14 protein-coding genes are annotated in these 17,761 nt (G+C 58.3%); 12 read left to right on the forward strand and 2 right to left on the reverse strand.

Going from position 1 to position 17,761, the window contains the following annotated elements:
• Positions 1-14: 14 nt before the first annotated feature.
• Together B347_RS0110820 and B347_RS0110825 are read right to left on the reverse strand one after the other, a co-directional pair.
• The gene (locus B347_RS0110820; protein WP_019409738.1) at positions 15-974 is read right to left on the reverse strand and encodes a quinone oxidoreductase family protein; all 960 of its coding nucleotides are present in this window, start codon (positions 972-974) and stop codon (positions 15-17) included.
• A gap of 84 nt (positions 975-1,058) precedes the next feature.
• The gene (locus B347_RS0110825) at positions 1,059-1,844 is read right to left on the reverse strand and encodes an AraC family transcriptional regulator (protein ID WP_019409739.1); all 786 of its coding nucleotides are present in this window, start codon (positions 1,842-1,844) and stop codon (positions 1,059-1,061) included.
• Positions 1,845-1,993: 149 nt separating this feature from the next.
• Between B347_RS0110825 and B347_RS0110830 the strand changes: the two genes are divergently transcribed.
• The 12 genes from B347_RS0110830 to B347_RS0110885 all read left to right on the forward strand — a co-directional run bounded on the left by B347_RS0110830 (position 1,994) and on the right by B347_RS0110885 (position 17,714).
• Positions 1,994-2,440, forward strand: a complete 447-nt coding sequence (locus tag B347_RS0110830; RefSeq protein ID WP_019409740.1) for a DUF411 domain-containing protein — start codon at positions 1,994-1,996, stop codon at positions 2,438-2,440.
• A 436-nt stretch (positions 2,441-2,876) separates the two neighbouring features.
• Positions 2,877-4,445 (forward strand): glycogen synthase GlgA, encoded by a 1,569-nt coding sequence (gene glgA / locus B347_RS0110835; protein WP_019409741.1) that lies wholly within the window; start codon positions 2,877-2,879, stop codon positions 4,443-4,445.
• 16 nt (positions 4,446-4,461) lie between these two features.
• Positions 4,462-6,294, forward strand: coding sequence for a malto-oligosyltrehalose trehalohydrolase (treZ, locus tag B347_RS0110840; RefSeq protein ID WP_026014115.1), 1,833 nt, complete (start codon positions 4,462-4,464; stop codon positions 6,292-6,294).
• Positions 6,287-8,368 (forward strand): 4-alpha-glucanotransferase, encoded by a 2,082-nt coding sequence (malQ, locus tag B347_RS0110845; protein ID WP_019409743.1) that lies wholly within the window; start codon positions 6,287-6,289, stop codon positions 8,366-8,368. Before treZ ends, malQ begins: the two co-directional genes overlap by 8 nt.
• A gap of 20 nt (positions 8,369-8,388) precedes the next feature.
• Positions 8,389-11,157, forward strand: coding sequence for a malto-oligosyltrehalose synthase (locus tag B347_RS0110850; protein ID WP_019409744.1), 2,769 nt, complete (start codon positions 8,389-8,391; stop codon positions 11,155-11,157).
• Entirely contained in the window at positions 11,150-11,401 is a 252-nt protein-coding gene (locus tag B347_RS0110855) for a DUF2934 domain-containing protein (RefSeq protein ID WP_019409745.1), read from the forward strand. The genes B347_RS0110850 and B347_RS0110855 overlap by 8 nt, the downstream gene beginning before the upstream one ends.
• 228 nt (positions 11,402-11,629) lie before the next feature.
• A complete protein-coding gene (gene glgX / locus B347_RS0110860; RefSeq protein WP_019409746.1) occupies positions 11,630-13,792 on the forward strand; it encodes a glycogen debranching protein GlgX in 2,163 nt (720 codons plus the stop codon).
• Between the two features lie 2 nt (positions 13,793-13,794).
• Positions 13,795-14,796 carry an acyl-CoA dehydrogenase family protein gene (locus B347_RS0110865; protein WP_019409747.1) on the forward strand — a complete coding sequence of 334 codons (1,002 nt, stop codon included), beginning with the start codon at positions 13,795-13,797 and terminating at the stop codon, positions 14,794-14,796.
• Positions 14,793-15,563: a PIG-L deacetylase family protein gene (locus B347_RS0110870; RefSeq protein ID WP_019409748.1), complete on the forward strand. Its 771-nt coding sequence runs from the start codon at positions 14,793-14,795 to the stop codon at positions 15,561-15,563. Before B347_RS0110865 ends, B347_RS0110870 begins: the two co-directional genes overlap by 4 nt.
• Positions 15,560-16,159 carry a class I SAM-dependent methyltransferase gene (locus tag B347_RS24885; protein WP_019409749.1) on the forward strand — a complete coding sequence of 200 codons (600 nt, stop codon included), beginning with the start codon at positions 15,560-15,562 and terminating at the stop codon, positions 16,157-16,159. Before B347_RS0110870 ends, B347_RS24885 begins: the two co-directional genes overlap by 4 nt.
• Entirely contained in the window at positions 16,156-16,857 is a 702-nt protein-coding gene (locus tag B347_RS0110880) for a glycosyltransferase (RefSeq protein ID WP_019409750.1), read from the forward strand. The genes B347_RS24885 and B347_RS0110880 overlap by 4 nt, the downstream gene beginning before the upstream one ends.
• Positions 16,858-16,913: 56 nt before the next feature.
• A complete protein-coding gene (locus tag B347_RS0110885) occupies positions 16,914-17,714 on the forward strand; it encodes an endonuclease/exonuclease/phosphatase family protein (RefSeq protein WP_019409751.1) in 801 nt (266 codons plus the stop codon).
• Positions 17,715-17,761 lie beyond the last annotated feature (47 nt).

Raw genomic sequence — 17,761 nt, forward strand, 5'->3', positions numbered from 1 at the left:
CCACAACGTGGCGTTTAAGGAATAAGCACCACTTTGGCGCTTGAGCCGTCATTAACCTGCGCGTAACTGAGCAACCCTTCGACCAGCGGGGTTTCTTGCAGGTCGCGCGGCAATGGCAGTAAGCCTTGATCAAAGTACTGGCCAAATTGGTTGAGCATGCGTGCACACTCTGCGCTGCTATAAAGCAGGCTGTTAACGCCCACCACTGAGCCACCCTTGCGGTACAACGCCAAGGCTGGCAATTGCACGTGGCCGTCCAGCGGTGCAGCAATAATGGCCAATCGACCAAACACGGCCAATGCCGGTACGGCAGCTGGCACCCAGTGGCCGGTGGTGTCAAAAATCACTTCCGCCCCTGCCGAAAACACAGCATTGACCTCGCCTGCCAAGGCTTCGGGCTGTTCCAGAACCACCACCTCAACCCCTTGCTCGCGTAACAGCCGGGCTTGTTCCGGGCGGCGAACGGCAGCCAATACGCGGGCACCCAACACGTTAGCCAGCGCGATGGCCGCCGAACCGACAGCGCCATTGGCACCAATCACCAGCAAGCGGGTTCCGGCTGCAACACCAGTGCGCTGCAAAGCGTCCCACGCCGTGGTGTACGGTACGCCCAGGCTTGCTGCCTGCACAAAGCTCAACGCCTCGGGTTTTCGCGCAACGCCTTCAGTGGGCAAGGTCAAATAGCCCGCGTGGGCGCCATCACGGTAAAAACCCAAGTCTTTGCCGGTGCCCCAGACGGCTTGCCCGATCAATGCGCTTGGCCCCTCGACCACGACCCCGGCAAAATCCCGGCCCGGAATGCGCGGCAACGTGGTGTAAGGAAAACGCCCAAGTACGTTTTTCACATCGCTGGGGTTCAAGCCCGCCGCCTTGACCTGCACCAACACCTCGCCCGCAGCAGGGGTCGGCGTTGGCCGTTCAACCACCGTCAGCGCCGCTAGATCACCGGTTTTGGAAAATTGCAGAGCCTTCATGTTCAACCCTCTAAGGGACAGTGAGAGGCCCTCAGTCTATGACCGACAAACACTGAGCACCTGCCAAAACCTTCTGCCTATCGGTCAGGTTGCAGCGCCTGATGCTTGACCCTGCCCATATAAAGAAGGACTCACGCCCAACTCGCGCCGGAACATGTCGCTGAAACTACTGGGCGAATACCCCAGCGAACGGGCGATCTGGCTGACCGGCACGCCCTGGATCAACTCAGCGGCCGAGGTCGCCAGCTGCACCTGCCGCCGCCACTGGGCAAAGCCTGTGCCCAACTCGCCCTGAAACAGACGCGCCAGTGTACGCACGCTGGCCCCGGCGTTCTCGGCATGTTGCTCAAAGGCAATGTCCAGGGTCGGGTTGGCCATCACTGACTGGCACAGATTCAGCAAGCGTCGATCCGAGGTGTCAGGCATTGGCACCCTGAGCACGCTGCGCCGGGCGCGTTGTAGCTCCAGCAACGTCAGGCTGAGCAACGCTTCGCTGTAATCCGGTTGCTCGTCGGCCTGCTCCACTACGCTAATAATCAGCTCACGCAATAAGCGCCCGACTTCCACTACCTGCACCGTGCGGTCCAACGTGCTGGCCGTGGTCTGCGGCAGATAGAGGTTGCGCATTTGCAAGTCCGACACAACGCGAATCCCGTGGGGCACGCCCGGTGGCAGCCACACCGCCCGTTGCGGCGGCACGGCCAGGGCTTCATTCGGGGTGTCGACCCACATCACCCCGCTCACCGCATACAACAACTGGCCCCACTCATGCTGATGCGGCTCAATGTACAAACCACGCGGGTAGGTTCGCGCCAGTGGTTGTACCGGCACGGCGGAGTCAGACAGATCTGGCGGGGCGGCAAGGGCCATGGGCAGTACGCGTGAGAAAAGTGAGTGCTTATGTTACCTGAGCGTGTTTACGCAAAAAGTGTCCCCACCTGACAAAATAGTCATCTTTCCCTCAGTTGCCTGACAGCCCCTGTTGTTCAGGCTTGGTTATTTTCTTTAAGAGGTTATTCATGAAAAACCCATTACGCGTTTTGGCGCTCTCAACCTTATTACTCTCTTCCCTCGCCAACGCGGCCGAACAACTGACCATGGACGTGCACCGCGATGCCAACTGTGGCTGCTGCAAAGCATGGATCTCGCACCTGCAAGCCAATGGCATCAAGGTGAATGACCATGTTGAAACGGACATGAGCAGCGTCAAACGCCAACTTGGCGTTGCACCGCGCCTGGCCTCGTGTCACACCGGAGTGATCAACGGTAAATTTGTAGAGGGCCACGTACCTGCCGAACACGTCATCGCGTTGAGCACGCGCGACGACCTCAAAGGGATTGCAGTTCCCGGCATGCCAGCCGGCTCTCCAGGCATGGAAATGGGCGATCGCAAAGACGCCTTCCAAGTGATAGGCCTGCTCAACGACGGCCGAGACAACGTCATCGCCGAGTATCCTGGCAACTAATGCGCCCCTGTTAACGCACCCCTATGGTGCGTTAACAGTAAAAAAGCGTTCTTAAGCAGCGCTATCGGTCCGGGGTGATCGCCTTCAGCCCGTCAGCCTCCTAGGCCACCGTTCAGCTCCCTTATACCCGTATGTCTTTTATATGCCGTTTTTAATCTAGTGCTGTCACACATCCCTCCTACACTCCAAGCTGTCGTTATTTGGGCTCGGTGTTTTTGCGCCTAAATAAACCGAACCTTCTGCATCAAGGCGGGGTCAAGTCATAGGTAGGGCGCAATTATTGGTGCATTCCTTGCAGCGCCCTATTTACCGCCTGTGTCTCCAGGCCGTCGGTGCTTTACCTGCAACACAGTGTTGAATGTCGCCCCCATGAGGAAATGGATATTTCCCTGCCGGGCGCACGAGAGCTGGCCAATAAATACAAAGGGAGAGAGTCATGATCAGTGCTGCTGCGCCACATCAAGATGAAAGGCAAAACTCGCAAGCCATTAACCGGGTGTCATTGTCAGATCTGGCACCGGCAGGTAAGGCAGCACTACCCGCAGGGAACGCTAATCCAAACAAGAAGAAGGTCTTGTTTGTGACCTCTGAATTGGCCGATCTGGTGAAAACCGGAGGTTTGGGCGATGTTTCCGCAGCCCTGCCGCGCGCCATGCGGCACTTGCATGACGTCAGGGTGCTGATCCCCGGTTATCGGCAAGTCCTTAATAGCGACAACCCCATTCACATTATTGGTGAACTCAGCGGCCATGCCGCCTTGCCTGCGTGCAAGATCGGGCGCATGGATTTGAAAGATGGCCTGGTCATTTATGTGCTGATCTGCCCTGAGCTTTATGAGCGCGACGGCACGCCCTACGGCGCCAATAATGGCCGCGACTGGCCTGACAACCATATTCGCTTTGCCCGCCTGGGCTTGGCCGCCGCCGACATCGCGGCCAATCTGGCACAGATCCATTGGCAGCCTGATCTGGTACACGCCCATGACTGGCCAGCCGGGCTAGCTCCGGCCTATATGCAGTGGCGCGGACAACGCACGCCCACGTTGTTCACTATCCATAACCTGGCGTACCAAGGCGTTTTCAATCGTGCGTGCTGCCCGGAGTTGGGCATACCGCACCATGCCTTGCAGCAAGATGGCATGGAGTTCTACGGAAAACTGTCCTTTCTAAAAGCCGGCATGGCGTATTCAAGCCACATCACGACAGTGAGTGCCACCTATGCACAAGAAATAACCACCCCAGAATTCGGCTGCGGACTGGACGGGTTTTTATCCAGTAAAACGCAACAGGGCCTACTAAGCGGCATCCCTAACGGGATAGATGAAAGCTGGGAAGCCTCAACCGACCCGCACTTACTCAACCCGTTCAACATCGGTGATTGGGCAGGCAAAGCGCTGAATACCGGACATATTCGCGAGTTGTTCGAGCTAAAACCTTCAAGCGGGCCTTTGTTTGCGGTGGTCTCACGTCTGGTTTACCAAAAAGGGCTGGACCTGACTGAAGCAGTGGCCGAGTACATCGTGGCTTCAGGCGGACAAATCTGCATCATCGGCCGTGGTGAGCCAGAGGAAGAGCAAGCCATGCGCGAACTGGCGCTGCGTTTTCCAGGTCAGGTCGGCGTGCGTATTGGGTTTAACGAAACCGATGCACGGCGCATGTTCGCGGGCAGTGATTTCTTACTCATGCCTTCGCGTTATGAACCCTGCGGCCTCAGCCAAATGTACGCGCAGCGCTTCGGCTCGTTGCCCGTAGCGCGTAACACCGGCGGCTTGGCCGATACGATTGAAGATGGCGTGACTGGCTTCCTGTTCAATGAGTCGACGGCTGACAGCTACAAGAAAGCCCTGCGTCGGGCATTCAAAGTCTTTGCCTACCCGGACCTGCTCAACGCCATGCGCTGCCGGGCCATGGCTGCGCCATTCAACTGGTGCAAGGCGGTAGAACCGTATGCCGAGCTCTACGAACAATTGGTGGCCAAATCACTGAGCAGACCCATAAATACCTGAGAGAGGGCTTTGACCAATGCCTTCACAGCGATTGGATACATGGCCTCATGGCGCCCAGTTGCTGGACGCAGAACACACCCGCTTTACCCTGTGGGCACCAGATGCCACGAGCGTCAGCGTTGAGTTACGCAACGGTCAATCACTGCCCATGGACCCCCAGCCCAATGGCTGGTTTGTACGAGAGGTGCCCTGCCCCAAGGGCACGCGCTACCGCTTCTGTATTAATGGCGAATTTGAGGTGCCAGACCCGGCATCGCGTGCTCAAGACGGCGGCCTTCAGGGTTACAGCGTCGTGGTCGACCCACGGGAATACACGTGGCAGACCCCTGACTGGAAAGGCCGCCCTTGGCACCACGCGGTGATTTATGAGCTGCATGCAGGTGTACTAGGCGGGTATGGCGAAGTCGCCAAACAACTGCCGCGCCTTGCCGCACTGGGGGTCACGGCCATTGAGCTGATGCCTTTGGCGCAATACAGCGGCGAGCGCAACTGGGGGTATGACGGCGTCTTGCTGTACGCGCCTCACGACACCTACGGATCGCCTGCCGCGCTTAAGCAGCTGATCGACGAGGCACACCGCCTTGGGCTTATGGTGATCGTGGACGTCGTCTACAACCATTTTGGGCCGCAGGGCAATTATTTACCGGCATACGCCAAGGCCTTTTTCCACGAAGACAGCCATACCCCATGGGGGGCCGGAATCAATTACCAGCGCCGTGAAGTTCGTGACTTTTTTATTGATAACGCCCTGATGTGGCTGCTGGATTACCGGGTTGATGGGCTGCGCTTGGACGCCGTGCATGCGATCAACGATGCCAGCTTGTTGCATGAGCTGGCGCAACGCATTCGTCAGCTCACAGCCCCGGACCGGCATGTCTGGCTAACCGTCGAAAATGAGTTCAACCAGTCGTTTCTGCTAGAAAAAGACTACAACGCGCAATGGAATGATGACGGACACAACGTGCTTCATGTGTTGTTAACCGGCGAAACAGACGCCTACTACGCTGAATTCGCTGACAACAGCACTGAAAAACTTGCCCGATGCTTAAGCGAAGGCTTTGTGTATCAAGGCCAGACCAACCGGCACGGCACATCTCGGGGCGAACCCAGCGCTCATTTGCCATCACACGCCTTCGTGCTGTTTTTGCAAAACCACGACCAAATTGGCAACCGTGCCCTTGGCGAGCGGCTGCACCGGCTGTGTCCGCCACAAGCGTTACGCGCCGCCACCACCTTATTACTGTTGTCACCCATGATTCCCTTGCTGTTCATGGGTGAAGAAAGTGCGGCACCCGAGCCCTTCCTGTTTTTCACTGACTACGCGGGCGAGTTGGCCCAAGCCGTTAGCGAGGGACGACGCAAAGAATTTGCAGATTTCAGTACCTATGGCTCAAGCACTGACAATGACAATGACAATGACAATGAGCAAATTCCCGATCCCAATCAGCGCTCAACCCATGCCCGTGCTCGGCCTTCACTGACGCCCGCACCCCATGAGACGGCTCGACACGACATGCTCACGCTTTATGAAAAGCTGCTGCACATCCGCCACCGGTCGATCATTCCGCGCCTGCAAGGCGCTCACTCATTAGGGGCGCAGGTGCTGGCAACGGGTGCAGTGGCAGCGCAGTGGCGTATGGCCGATAACAGCATTTTGCTCATCGCCCTCAACCTGAGCGCCCACCCCGCCCCTCACACGCTAGCAACCCATAGCCAATTGGTATTTGAAAGCCAACCGAATGTGGCCTCACACCTGCACAGCCATCATCTTTTAGAGCCCTATAGCGCGTTAGTCAGCCTGGTTGACGCGCCCTTCCCACCCTCCCGCCTGGAGAGCGCCCATGAGTGAATCACAGCTTGAAATACTCGCAGGCCGGGCCGGTCTGGCAGTTGACTGGGTCGATGCCAACGGCAGTCCACAACGTGTTGAGCACCCTGTACTGCAAGCCGTTCTGGCCGGTCTAGGACTGCCCGCCGACAGTGCCGAGGCCATAGAAACCAGCCTGCTTAACTTGCAACTCGAACAACAGAACAAACGCCTGCCGCCGTTACTGACCGCCGATGTGGGACGGGGCCTGGACCTGACACGCTATTTCCATCCGCACAGCCAATGCGTGGTTCACCTGGAGACCGGTGGCGCACTGGACATTCAACTGGATGCTGACGCTTTTTTACCGGGCATGATTCCGGTCGGTTATCACCGGGCGCAAGTGGATGATCAATACTTCACCCTCGCAGTGGCCCCGACACGGTGCTACAGCATGAGCGATGCGCTAGACAGTCAGCCGCCGCGTGCGTGGGGCTTGAGCACGCAGTTGTATGCGTTGAAACGCGATGGCGATGGCGGCTTTGGTGACACGCAGGCACTTGAACGTTTTGCCAAAGCGGCCGGTGAACGAGGCGCCGATGCATTGGCGATCAGCCCGATACACGCCATGTTTAGTTGCGATCCGCATCGCTACAGCCCGTACTCGCCGTCCAGCCGTTTATTCCTTAATAGTCTCTACGCGGCCCCCGCCAGCGTGCTCGGTGAAGTAGCCATGCAGCGCGCGGTTGAGGCCTGTGAATTGGCCGACGAACTGCACAGGCTCGAACAACTGCCACTGATCGACTGGCCAGCGGCAACCGCCGCCAAGCAACGGTTACTGCGCCAGTTGTACGAGGACTTCCAAGTGGGTGAACAACCCCTGCGCGATGACTTTGAGCATTTTCGCGACAGCGGCGGCGAAGCACTGGAAAACCACTGCCGTTTTGAGGCCCTACAAGCGCAACACGTGGCCGATCAACAAAGCATGGACTGGCGCTTGTGGGATGAACAATGGCGCGACCCTAACAGCCCGGCCCTGCTGATCTTTGCGCAAGAGCAAGCGCACAACATCGGCTATTACGCTTTTTGCCAATGGTTGATTGCCCGCTGCCTGGCGCAGGCTCACAAAGTCGCCAAAGGCAGCGGCATGGCCGTTGGCCTGATTGCCGACCTCGCGGTGGGCGCCGATGGCGGCGGCAGCCAGGCCTGGTGCCGACAAGACGAGCTGCTGTCCCACCTCACCGTTGGTGCCCCACCCGACCTGCTCAACCGCCAAGGCCAAGGCTGGGGTATCTCCGCATTTTCTCCTGATGGCCTCAAGCGCAATGGGTTTCGGGCATTTATTGAAATGCTGCGCGCCAACTTCGCCCACGCCGGTGGCTTGCGAATTGACCATGTGATGGGGCTGCAACGACTGTGGGTCATCCCATTGGGGGCCGAACCTACGCAAGGGGTGTACTTGTACTACCCCGTCGAAGACATGCTGCGCTTGCTTGCCCTGGAATCAGTGCGCCATCAAGCCATCGTGTTGGGCGAAGACTTGGGCACCGTGGCAGACGGGCTGCGCGAAAAACTTATTGAGCGCGACATTTTGGGCATGCGCGTGCTCTTGTTCGAGCAGGATTATGGCGCCCGTTTCAGGCCTATCCTCGACTGGCCCGACAATGCCTTGGCCACCACCAGTACCCATGACTTGCCAACACTCAATGGCTGGTGGCTGGAGCGTGACATCGACTGGAATGCCAAGCTGGGCATGATCGACGCGCAAACAGAGGCCCACTGGCGTGAAAACCGTCAGCGCGAACGGGAAGGCCTGCACGTGGCCCTGAGTCAGGACCCACAAAACTTTCAGGATGAATCCACGGGCGCCCATCAAGTGCTCGATGCCAGCGCGCGTTTCCTGGGGCACACCCGCGCCCCTTTGGTGTTGCTGCCCATAGAAGATGCCTTGGGGCTCGAAGAACAACCTAACTTGCCAGGAACGGTCGGCAGCCACCCAAACTGGCGACGCCGTTTGCCGATTGACTCCGACACCGTGCTGGATGTGCCGGGTGTGGCCCGACGCCTCGAATTACTGGCGTGTGCACGCCTTCAGGCGCAGGAGCGTGACCGGTGAGCCGCGGTCCGTCGCCAGCTATGCGGGCGACAGTGCGCCTGCAATTTCATGCAGGGTTCACTCTGGAGGATGCGCGAAAACAGGTGCCGTACTTTTCACGTTTAGGCATCAGCCATGTATACGCCTCGCCGCTGCTCACGGCACGTAAGGGCTCGATGCATGGCTATGACGTGGTCGACCCGACTCAGGTCAGCGCGGTATTGGGCGGTGAGCCCGCGCTGCGTGAACTTGTCGAGGAACTGCGCGCCCATGGCATGGGCTTGATCCTCGACATTGTGTCCAACCATATGGCCGTGGGCGGCGCAGACAATCCCTGGTGGCTCGATTTGCTGACGTGGGGGCGCGCCAGCCCGTATGCCGAGTTTTTCGATATTCAGTGGCACTCCTCCGACCCGCTGCTAGAAGGCCTGCTGTTACTGCCTTATTTGAGCGACAGCTACGGCATCAGCCTGCAAAAAGGTGAGATCCGTCTGCGGTTTGATGCTCAAACAGGCACTTTTTACGCCGAACATGGCAGCCATCACTTCCCCATTTGCCCAGTGGACTATCCCGCGCTGCTCAGCCCTCAACTGGCGCCTGAAGTACAACGCTTGGCCGGTGACTTTGCCGCGTTGCAGCGCTTTGGTAACCCACGTGACCAAGCCCAACCCTTGCAGCGGCAACTGAGCAAATTGAGCCGAGAGCCACCGATCCTTGAAGCAATAGAGCAAACGTTGGCGCGCTACGACTCGCGCCATGCCGAAGGCTTTGCGCGCCTGCATCAACTGCTTGAACGCCAGTCATACCGACTGGCTAGTTGGCGTACGGCGGCTGACGACATCAACTGGCGGCGTTTTTTCGATGTCAACGAACTGGCTGGCCTGCGGGTAGAGCGCTCAGCGGTCTTTGAAGCCACCCATGGCAAAATCTTTGCGTTGATTGAAGAAGGCCTGATCGACGGTTTACGTATCGATCACATTGACGGCCTGGCAGATCCGGGCGGGTATTGCCGCAAATTGCGTCGCCGCATCGACAGCCTGAGACCGGATCAGCATGTACCGATCTACGTCGAAAAAATTCTCGGCATGGACGAACAGCTACCTGCCGACTGGGGCGTTGATGGCACCACTGGCTATGAATTCATGGACCAAGTGTCACTGCTCCAGCATGAGCCCGAGGGCGAGCACACGCTGGCAACCTTGTGGGCTGAACACAGTCAGCGCCCCGCTGATTTCAAATCCGAAGCCTTGCTGGCCCGCCAACAAGTGCTAAACGGCTCATTGGCAGGCGATTTCGAAAGCGTGGCATTGGCGCTGCTGGACGTAGCCCGCAACGACATCATGACCCGCGACTTAACCCTGGGCGCCATACGCCGCGCGTTGCAAGCACTGGTGATGCACTTTGGGGTGTACCGCACCTATATCAGCGCGGCGGGGCGCAGCGCTGCTGATGAACAGGTTTTCCAGCAAGCACTGGCTGGGGCGCGCGAGGTGTTAAACGAAGCGGACTGGCCTGTCTTAAACAACCTGGAACAATGGTTGGGCGGTGAGCCCTGGCGCAGTCTGCCGTTAGGGCGTTCGCGCAAAATGCTCAAACATGCCTGCGTACGCTTTCAACAACTCACCTCGCCTACCGCTGCCAAAGCGGTTGAAGACACAGCGTTCTATCGCTACGCGCGTCTGCTCTCGCGTAACGACGTAGGTTTCAGTGCCGAGCGTTTCAGTGCTCCGATCGAGGCCTTTCACCACGCGTGCCAAACACGCCTGCAAACCTTCCCGGACAACTTGCTAGCCACCGCTACTCATGACCACAAACGTGGCGAAGACAGCCGTGCGCGGCTGGCCGTGCTCAGTGAACGTAGCGACTGGTACGCGCACTGCGTTGCTCGCTGGCGACCCATGGCCAGTGCGCTACAAACAGATCGCAGTGGCCCTACGCCGGGCGATGAGTTGATCCTCTATCAAATCATCCTCAGCACGTGGCCACTGAATCTGCGGCCTGACGATGCTCCCGGCGTGGAGGATTACTGCAAAAGAATCTGGCAATGGCAGCTCAAGGCCTTGCGCGAAAGTAAGCTGCAAACCCAGTGGTCCGCCCCGAATGAACTGTATGAAAACGCGGTAAAAACGTTTCTGGAACAGCTGCTCCTGCGTCCTGAAGGGCTGGCGTTACGTACCGAGCTGTACCAAGCCACTGAAGAAATCGCCAGTGCTGGGGCTGTCAACGGGCTTGCCCAAACCTTATTAAAACTGACCACCCCCGGTGTACCCGATATTTACCAGGGCACCGAGTTATGGGATTTCAGTCTGGTTGATCCTGATAACAGACGTCCCGTGGACGTTGAGTTGCGCCAGCGCCTGCTCGACAGCTCAGCCGACGCCGCCCAACTGTTGCAGAACTGGCGCAACGGCGCGATCAAGCAGGCGTTAATCGCTTACACGCTCGGCATTCGGGCCAACTGCCCCCAGCTGTTTAGACGGGGCCGTTACATCCCACTCACAGTGACCGGCCAACAGGCCCGACACGTATTGGCGTTTGCTCGCCAGTGGGAGGATCAATTGGCGATTGTCGTCATTGCGCGACTGAGCGCTCAGGCCATTCAAAAAAGTGTTCCATCCATCAATCCTGCATCCTTTTGGAAGGAAACCAGCATCGAATTACCGTTTGACGGAATAGACCTTAAATTAAAGGGATTTTTTGCAACACCCGTAGTCACTACCAATAGGACGCTGCGGGTCGGCGATGCTCTGAACACCTTCCCCGCCACCCTCATGATCAACACGTCAGTTCAGGAGCTTTGCGATGAGTAATAACGAAAAACGCGTTCGTGAATTTGCTTACCAAATCTGGGAGTCCGAAGGGCAACCTGATGGGCAGGAAGCCCGGCACTGGGAGATGGCTCACAAGCTGGCCCAAGCTGAAGCATTGGCACCCACCCCAGCGAAATCGACTAAGCCGCGCACCAAGCCCGCCACGGGTGCAACCGCCAAGCCGGAGGTCAAAGAACCTGCGGCCAAGAAGCCAAGGGCGCCGCGCAAGCCTGCAACGCCTTAAGGCTAGGCCTACAAGTGCGCCTACTTCCTATTAATAGGTGTGCGCACTTAAACAACCGCTTTTTAAAACAGGACCGTAAAGCCTGGCGGGAAAGTGTTGCTCAAAAACACCGAAACGCTGAGGCCACGTGATGAAAAAAAACAGCCTTAAGCCAGTATTGGGCGGCCTGCAACCCAGACATTCTGGTTAAACAACGCTCACGCTTTAACTCATTGCCCAGGAGCAACCATGACCCAGCGCAAGTCGGCCCCACCTGTAACACCGGACGTTGAACCCTCGCGCATTCGTGAAGGCCTGCCCTTTCCGCTAGGCGCCACATGGGACGGGTTAGGCGTTAACTTTGCGTTGTTTTCCGCCAATGCTACCAAGGTGGAACTGTGCCTGTTCGACTCCACAGGCGAAATTGAGCTCGAACGCATTGAGCTGCCCGAATACACCGACGAGACGTATCACGGCTATCTGCCCGACGCCCATCCTGGGCAAGTCTATGGCTATCGCGTTTACGGCCCTTACGACCCCGCTAACGGTCATCGTTTTAACCACAACAAACTGCTGATCGACCCCTACGCCAAGCAACTGGTCGGCGAGTTGAAATGGTCTGAAGCGCTGTTTGGCTACACCATCGGGCACCCTGACGCGGACTTGAGTTTCGATGAACGCGACAGCGCGCCCTTTGTGCCCAAGTGCAAAGTTATCGACCCGGCGCACACGTGGGGCCATGACCATCGACTGGTCGTGCCGTGGGAACGCACGATTTTCTACGAAACCCATGTGCGCGGTATCAGCATGCGACACCCCGCCGTCCCGGATGAAGCACGCGGCACCTTCGCGGGCCTGATGAACGACGAGGTCATCGAGCACATTCGCAAACTGGGCGTCACCAGCGTTGAACTGCTGCCAGTGCATGCCTTCGTCAACGACCAGCACTTGCTGCAAAAAGGCATGACCAACTACTGGGGCTATAACAGCATTGCTTTTTTTGCCCCCGACCCACGCTACTTGGCCAGCGGCAAAATTGCCGAGTTCAAGGAAATGGTCGCGCACCTGCATGAGGCGGGGCTAGAAGTGATCCTGGACGTGGTCTACAACCACACCGCCGAAGGTAATGAGCAAGGCCCGACACTGTCGATGCGCGGCATCGACAACGCGTCCTACTATCGCCTGATGCCCGATGACAATCGTTATTACATCAATGACTCCGGCACCGGCAACACCCTGGACCTGAGCCACCCGTGCGTCTTGCAAATGGTCACTGACTCGCTGCGCTACTGGGCGCAAGAAATGCACGTAGACGGCTTCCGCTTTGACCTCGCGACCATTCTTGGGCGCTATCACGATGGTTTCAATGAGCGCCACAGCTTCCTTGTAGCCTGCCGACAAGATCCGCTACTGCGTCAAGTCAAAATGATCGCCGAACCCTGGGATTGTGGCCCCGGCGGCTATCAGGTCGGCGGCTTTCCGCCGGGCTGGGCGGAATGGAACGACCGCTTCCGCGACACGGCGCGCGCCTTCTGGAAAGGGGATGAAGGCCAACTGGCCGACTTTGCAGCGCGCATGACCGCATCCGGTGAACTGTTCAATCAGCGGGGCCGGCGCCCCTATACCTCTGTCAACTTCATTACCGCCCATGACGGCTTCACCCTGCATGACCTGGTGTCTTACAACGACAAGCACAACGAAGCCAACGACGAAAACAACCAAGACGGCAGCAATAACAACCTGTCCTGGAACCATGGGGTTGAAGGCCCGACTGAAGACGCGGAGATCAACCGCCTGCGCCTGCGTCAGATGCGCAACTTCTTTGCGACGCTCTTACTCGCCCAAGGCACACCGATGATCGTTGCCGGTGACGAGTTTGCGCGCACACAACACGGCAATAACAACGCGTATTGCCAGGACAGTGAAATTGGCTGGATCAACTGGGAGCTAGACGACGATGGCAAGTCATTGCTCAAGTTCGTTAAACGCCTGATCAAACTGCGCATGAACTACCCCATTCTGCGGCGCGGACTGTTTCTGGTCGGGCATTACAACGAGGAACTGGGGGTCAAGGACGTGACCTGGCTGGCTCCCGAAGGCAGCGAAATGACCATCGAACAGTGGCAAGACGCCAATGGCCGCAGCCTCGGGATTCTGCTCGATGGTCGCGCTCAAGTCTCTGGGGTACAACGCGCAGGCGCTGATGCAACGCTGCTGATCACCGTCAACGCGCAGCATGACGGCGTCGACTTTACCTTGCCCGAAGTCCCGCAAGGCACAGGCTGGGTCTGCAAGTTCGACACCTTCGACCCGGACACTAAAAGCCGCGAAACCTTGGCATTTAACAGCACCTACGGCCTTAACGGCCGCTCGATGGCGTTGTTCGAATTGGTGAGGGAGCAAGAGGCGTGAACATGGACGTGCAACGTTTTTTTGAAGACCAGACCCCGTCTCTGCGCACCCCGGACGACCTAGGGTCCTGCCTGCAAAAAATGGTCGACGCCGGGCTGGATCAGTTACCGATGCCTGGCGCCGGGCACACGCAGCAGCGTTGGCAGCAACTGGCGTATGTCGCCAGCCAGAATCTTGGGCTGTGCAAATTGTACGAGGGACACACCGACGCCTTGGCCACGCTGCATGAGCTGGCTGCTGGTTATCCCGCTCAAGACAGTACGTGGGGCTTGTGGGCGGCAGAACCGCCCAATGCCCGCGTTCAGGTGCACCGCGTGGATGGCCAGATTCGGCTTAACGGGCGCAAGGCGTGGTGTTCGGGGGCCGCGGTGGTCAGCCACGGGCTGCTCACCGCATGGAATGAACAAGGTGCCGTGCAATTGGTGGCGGTTGACATGCAACAGCCCGGTATCTGCGTGGCTGAACAAGGCTGGGAAGCGGTGGGTATGAGCGCTACGGCAAGCGTCGAGGTGACGTTTGAGCATGCCCGCGCCACCTGCATCGGGCAGCCCGGCGATTACCTGCAACGCCCTGGTTTTTGGCAAGGCGCAATCGGCATTGCCGCCTGTTGGTACGGTGCGGCAAACAGACTGGGCAACTACCTAAAGCAGCACTGTCAGCAACGCGCCGAACCCCACGCATTGGCTCATTTGGGTGCGGTGAATGCTGCGTTATTCAGTGCCCGTTGTGTCTTGGCCGAATGCGCTCGGCAGGTCGACGCCTCGCCCAAGGCCGACACTCAATTATTGGCACGCCAAGCGCGGGCCCACGTCGAGGCCTGCGCCGAAAAGGTTATTCAGCATGTTGGGCATGCTCTGGGCGCGGGGCCGTATTGTAAAAACGCGCACTTTGCCCAGCTGAGCGCTGATCTGCCGGTCTACTTGCGCCAAAGCCATGCCGAGCGCGATTTAGAGGCGCTGGGTACGTTAGTGGCGTCACAGCCTGATGAGGCACAAACAGGATGAATACCAACCTGATAGTCGGCTTGGGGACCGCGCTCGATCACTGGCACCACGCGCAATGCCTGGCAAATATGCAGCCCATCACCCTTGCTGACTTGGTGCCTGAAGGCGCCCGTGCAGTGATTATTGCGCCTCATCCCGATGATGAAGTGCTGGGCACTGCTGGCTTACTTCAGCAACTCCACGCAGCCGGTCACTCTTTGCTGCTTATTTCAATCACGGATGGCACCGCCAGCCATCCGGGGTCAACCGACTGGCCAGCCGAGCAGTTGGGCGAACTGCGCGCACTTGAGTCCAGAGAAGCGCTGCGCCGATTGGGCTTGCAATGGCCGCACGTGAGCTGGCTGCGGGCCGGGTTTCAGGACAGCCAAGTGGCAGATCGCGAACACGCGGTGGCCACTTTTATAGAACAGCACCTGCTACCCGGCGATGTGGTGTTCGCCACCTGGCGCGAGGATGGGCACAGCGACCACGACGCCGTGGGCCGTGCAAGCAGTCGCGCAGCCAAGGCCGCGGGCGTCACGCTGTATGAAGTGCCGATCTGGACGTGGCATTGGGCTCACGATCACGACCCCCGGGTGCCGTGGAACCGGGCACGCAAGCTCTGCCTAAGCCCGCATGCCGTGGCACGCAAGCGCTATGCCGCGCACGCGTTTACCAGTCAACTTCAACAAGATCCGAGTACCGGGCTAGGGCCGATTCTGCCGCCCATGGTGCTGGAGCGTTTACTGCAACCTTTTGAAGTGCTGTTTGTGCAGGAGGAAGGATGAGCGTCCCCACTGCTTTTTTTGACCAGTTGTACCAACACAATCCCGACCCTTGGGCCTTTCGCGAACGCTGGTACGAACAGCGCAAACGCGCCCTGACGCTCGCCAGTTTGCCGCGCCAGCGTTACCGATCAACCTATGAGTTGGGCTGTGCCAATGGCGAACTGAGCCTCGGTTTGGCTCAGCGTACAGAAGCACTGCTGTGCTGCGACGCGGCGGCCAAAGCGGTCGAATTGGCTCGCCAGCGCCTCAGTGATTGCCCGAACGCCGAGGTACTGCAAAGCCGCGTCCCGGCCGATTGGCCCGAGGGAAGTTTTGACCTCATTGTGCTCAGTGAAATGGCTTACTACCTGGATGCCGGGGAGTTACGCCAACTGATTGAGCGCACCTTATGCAGCCTCGCCCCTGATGGGCACTTTGTGGCGTGCCATTGGCGCCCGGCCATTGAGGGTTGCAGCCTGACGGGCGACGACGTCCACGCCATGCTCCATGAGGGCCTGAGTTTGTGCCGACTGGCGCAACACATTGAGGATGATTTTGTACTTGAAGTCTGGGGCCGAGACCCTATTTCAGTAGCGAGCCAGGAGGGCCTGCGATGATCGGCATTTTGATACCGGCACATAACGAAGAGGCACTACTGGCCCAGTGTCTGCAAGCGGCACTGGCAGCGGCTCGACACCCGCGACTCAATGGCGAAACGGTCATCGTGATGCTGGTGCTCGACAGTTGCAGCGATCACTCAGCTGAAATCGCAACCGGCTTCGACGTCAGCGTGTTGCACATTGATGCGCAAAACGTGGGTGCGGCACGGGGTATGGGCGCGCAACACCTGCTGGATCAGGGCGCGCGCTGGATCTCCTGCACTGATGCCGACAGCCTGGTGGCTGATGACTGGCTGGTCGCTCAATTGGCGCTTGAAGCAGATGCGGTATGCGGCACCGTGCAGGTTCACGATTGGGGCAACCTGATCGACGCACCCACGCAGGCCCGCTACCTCAACGACTACCAGGCACGCGACGGACATCGGCATATTCACGGGGCCAATCTGGGCTTCAGTGCCAAGGTCTATCAGCAGGCGGGCGGTTTTTTGCCCCTTAAGTGCCATGAAGACGTTCATCTGGTGAAACAACTGCAAGCGTGCGGCGCCACTATTGCCTGGAGCCACCGCCCCAAAGTGACGACCAGTGCTCGCCTGGACTGCCGCGCCAAAGGCGGCTTTGGTGACTATTTGAAGTCACTGCTGACGTCGCCTGAACATGACCACCATCAACCGGACTCACGCACCGGTACGCTATAAATAGCCTGTGCACTCTACGGCCAAGCCGACGTGAGCCCACTCGCACAGGAGAAAGCATGAGCCTTGATATAGCCGGCAACATCATTGAATCACCCGTCCCTAATGCTGTGCCTGATGTTCACCGAATGAAGGTGCTGACGGTCAACACCCACAAGGGGTTCACCGTTTTCAACAGACGTTTTATCCTGCCCGAGCTGCGCGAAGCCGTGCGTGAGACTCAATCCGACTTGGTGTTTTTGCAAGAAGTGCTCGGCGAACATGCCAAGCACTCTGCGCGCTATGACCACTGGCCGTCCGTCTCACAGTACGAATTTTTGGCAGACAGCATGTGGAGCGACTATGCCTATGGCCGCAATGCGGTTTACCCCGATGGCCATCACGGCAACGCGGTGTTGTCCAAGTACCCGATCACGTCCTATCGCAACCTCGATGTATCGATCACAGGCCCCGAACAACGTGGCTTGCTGCACTGCGTACTAGAGGTGCCGGGGCATACGCAAGTACACGCTATTTGTGTGCACTTGAGCTTGCTTGAGAGCCATCGACAGTTACAAATCGTGTTGCTGAACCAACTGCTTAAATCCTTACCGCCTGAAGACCCGGTGATCATTGCGGGTGACTTCAACGATTGGAAACAGCATGGCAACGCGGCCCTTTCACAACGTGACGACTTGCACGAGGTGTTTGAGCGTCACCATGGCAAACTCGCCAAAACCTACCCGGCGCGCTGGCCATTACTGCGTCTGGACCGTATTTATCTGCGCAATGCCAGCAGCCAGAACCCGAGAATTCTCGACGGTAAGCCCTGGACACATTTATCCGATCATTTGCCCTTGGCCGTTGAGGTGCATCTGTAGCAGCGCCAGCACGATTGAGCAGGGGCGAGTTCGCCCCTGCCTGTACC

Source organism: Pseudomonas psychrophila HA-4, assembly GCF_000282975.1.
Lineage (GTDB): Bacteria > Pseudomonadota > Gammaproteobacteria > Pseudomonadales > Pseudomonadaceae > Aquipseudomonas > Aquipseudomonas psychrophila_A.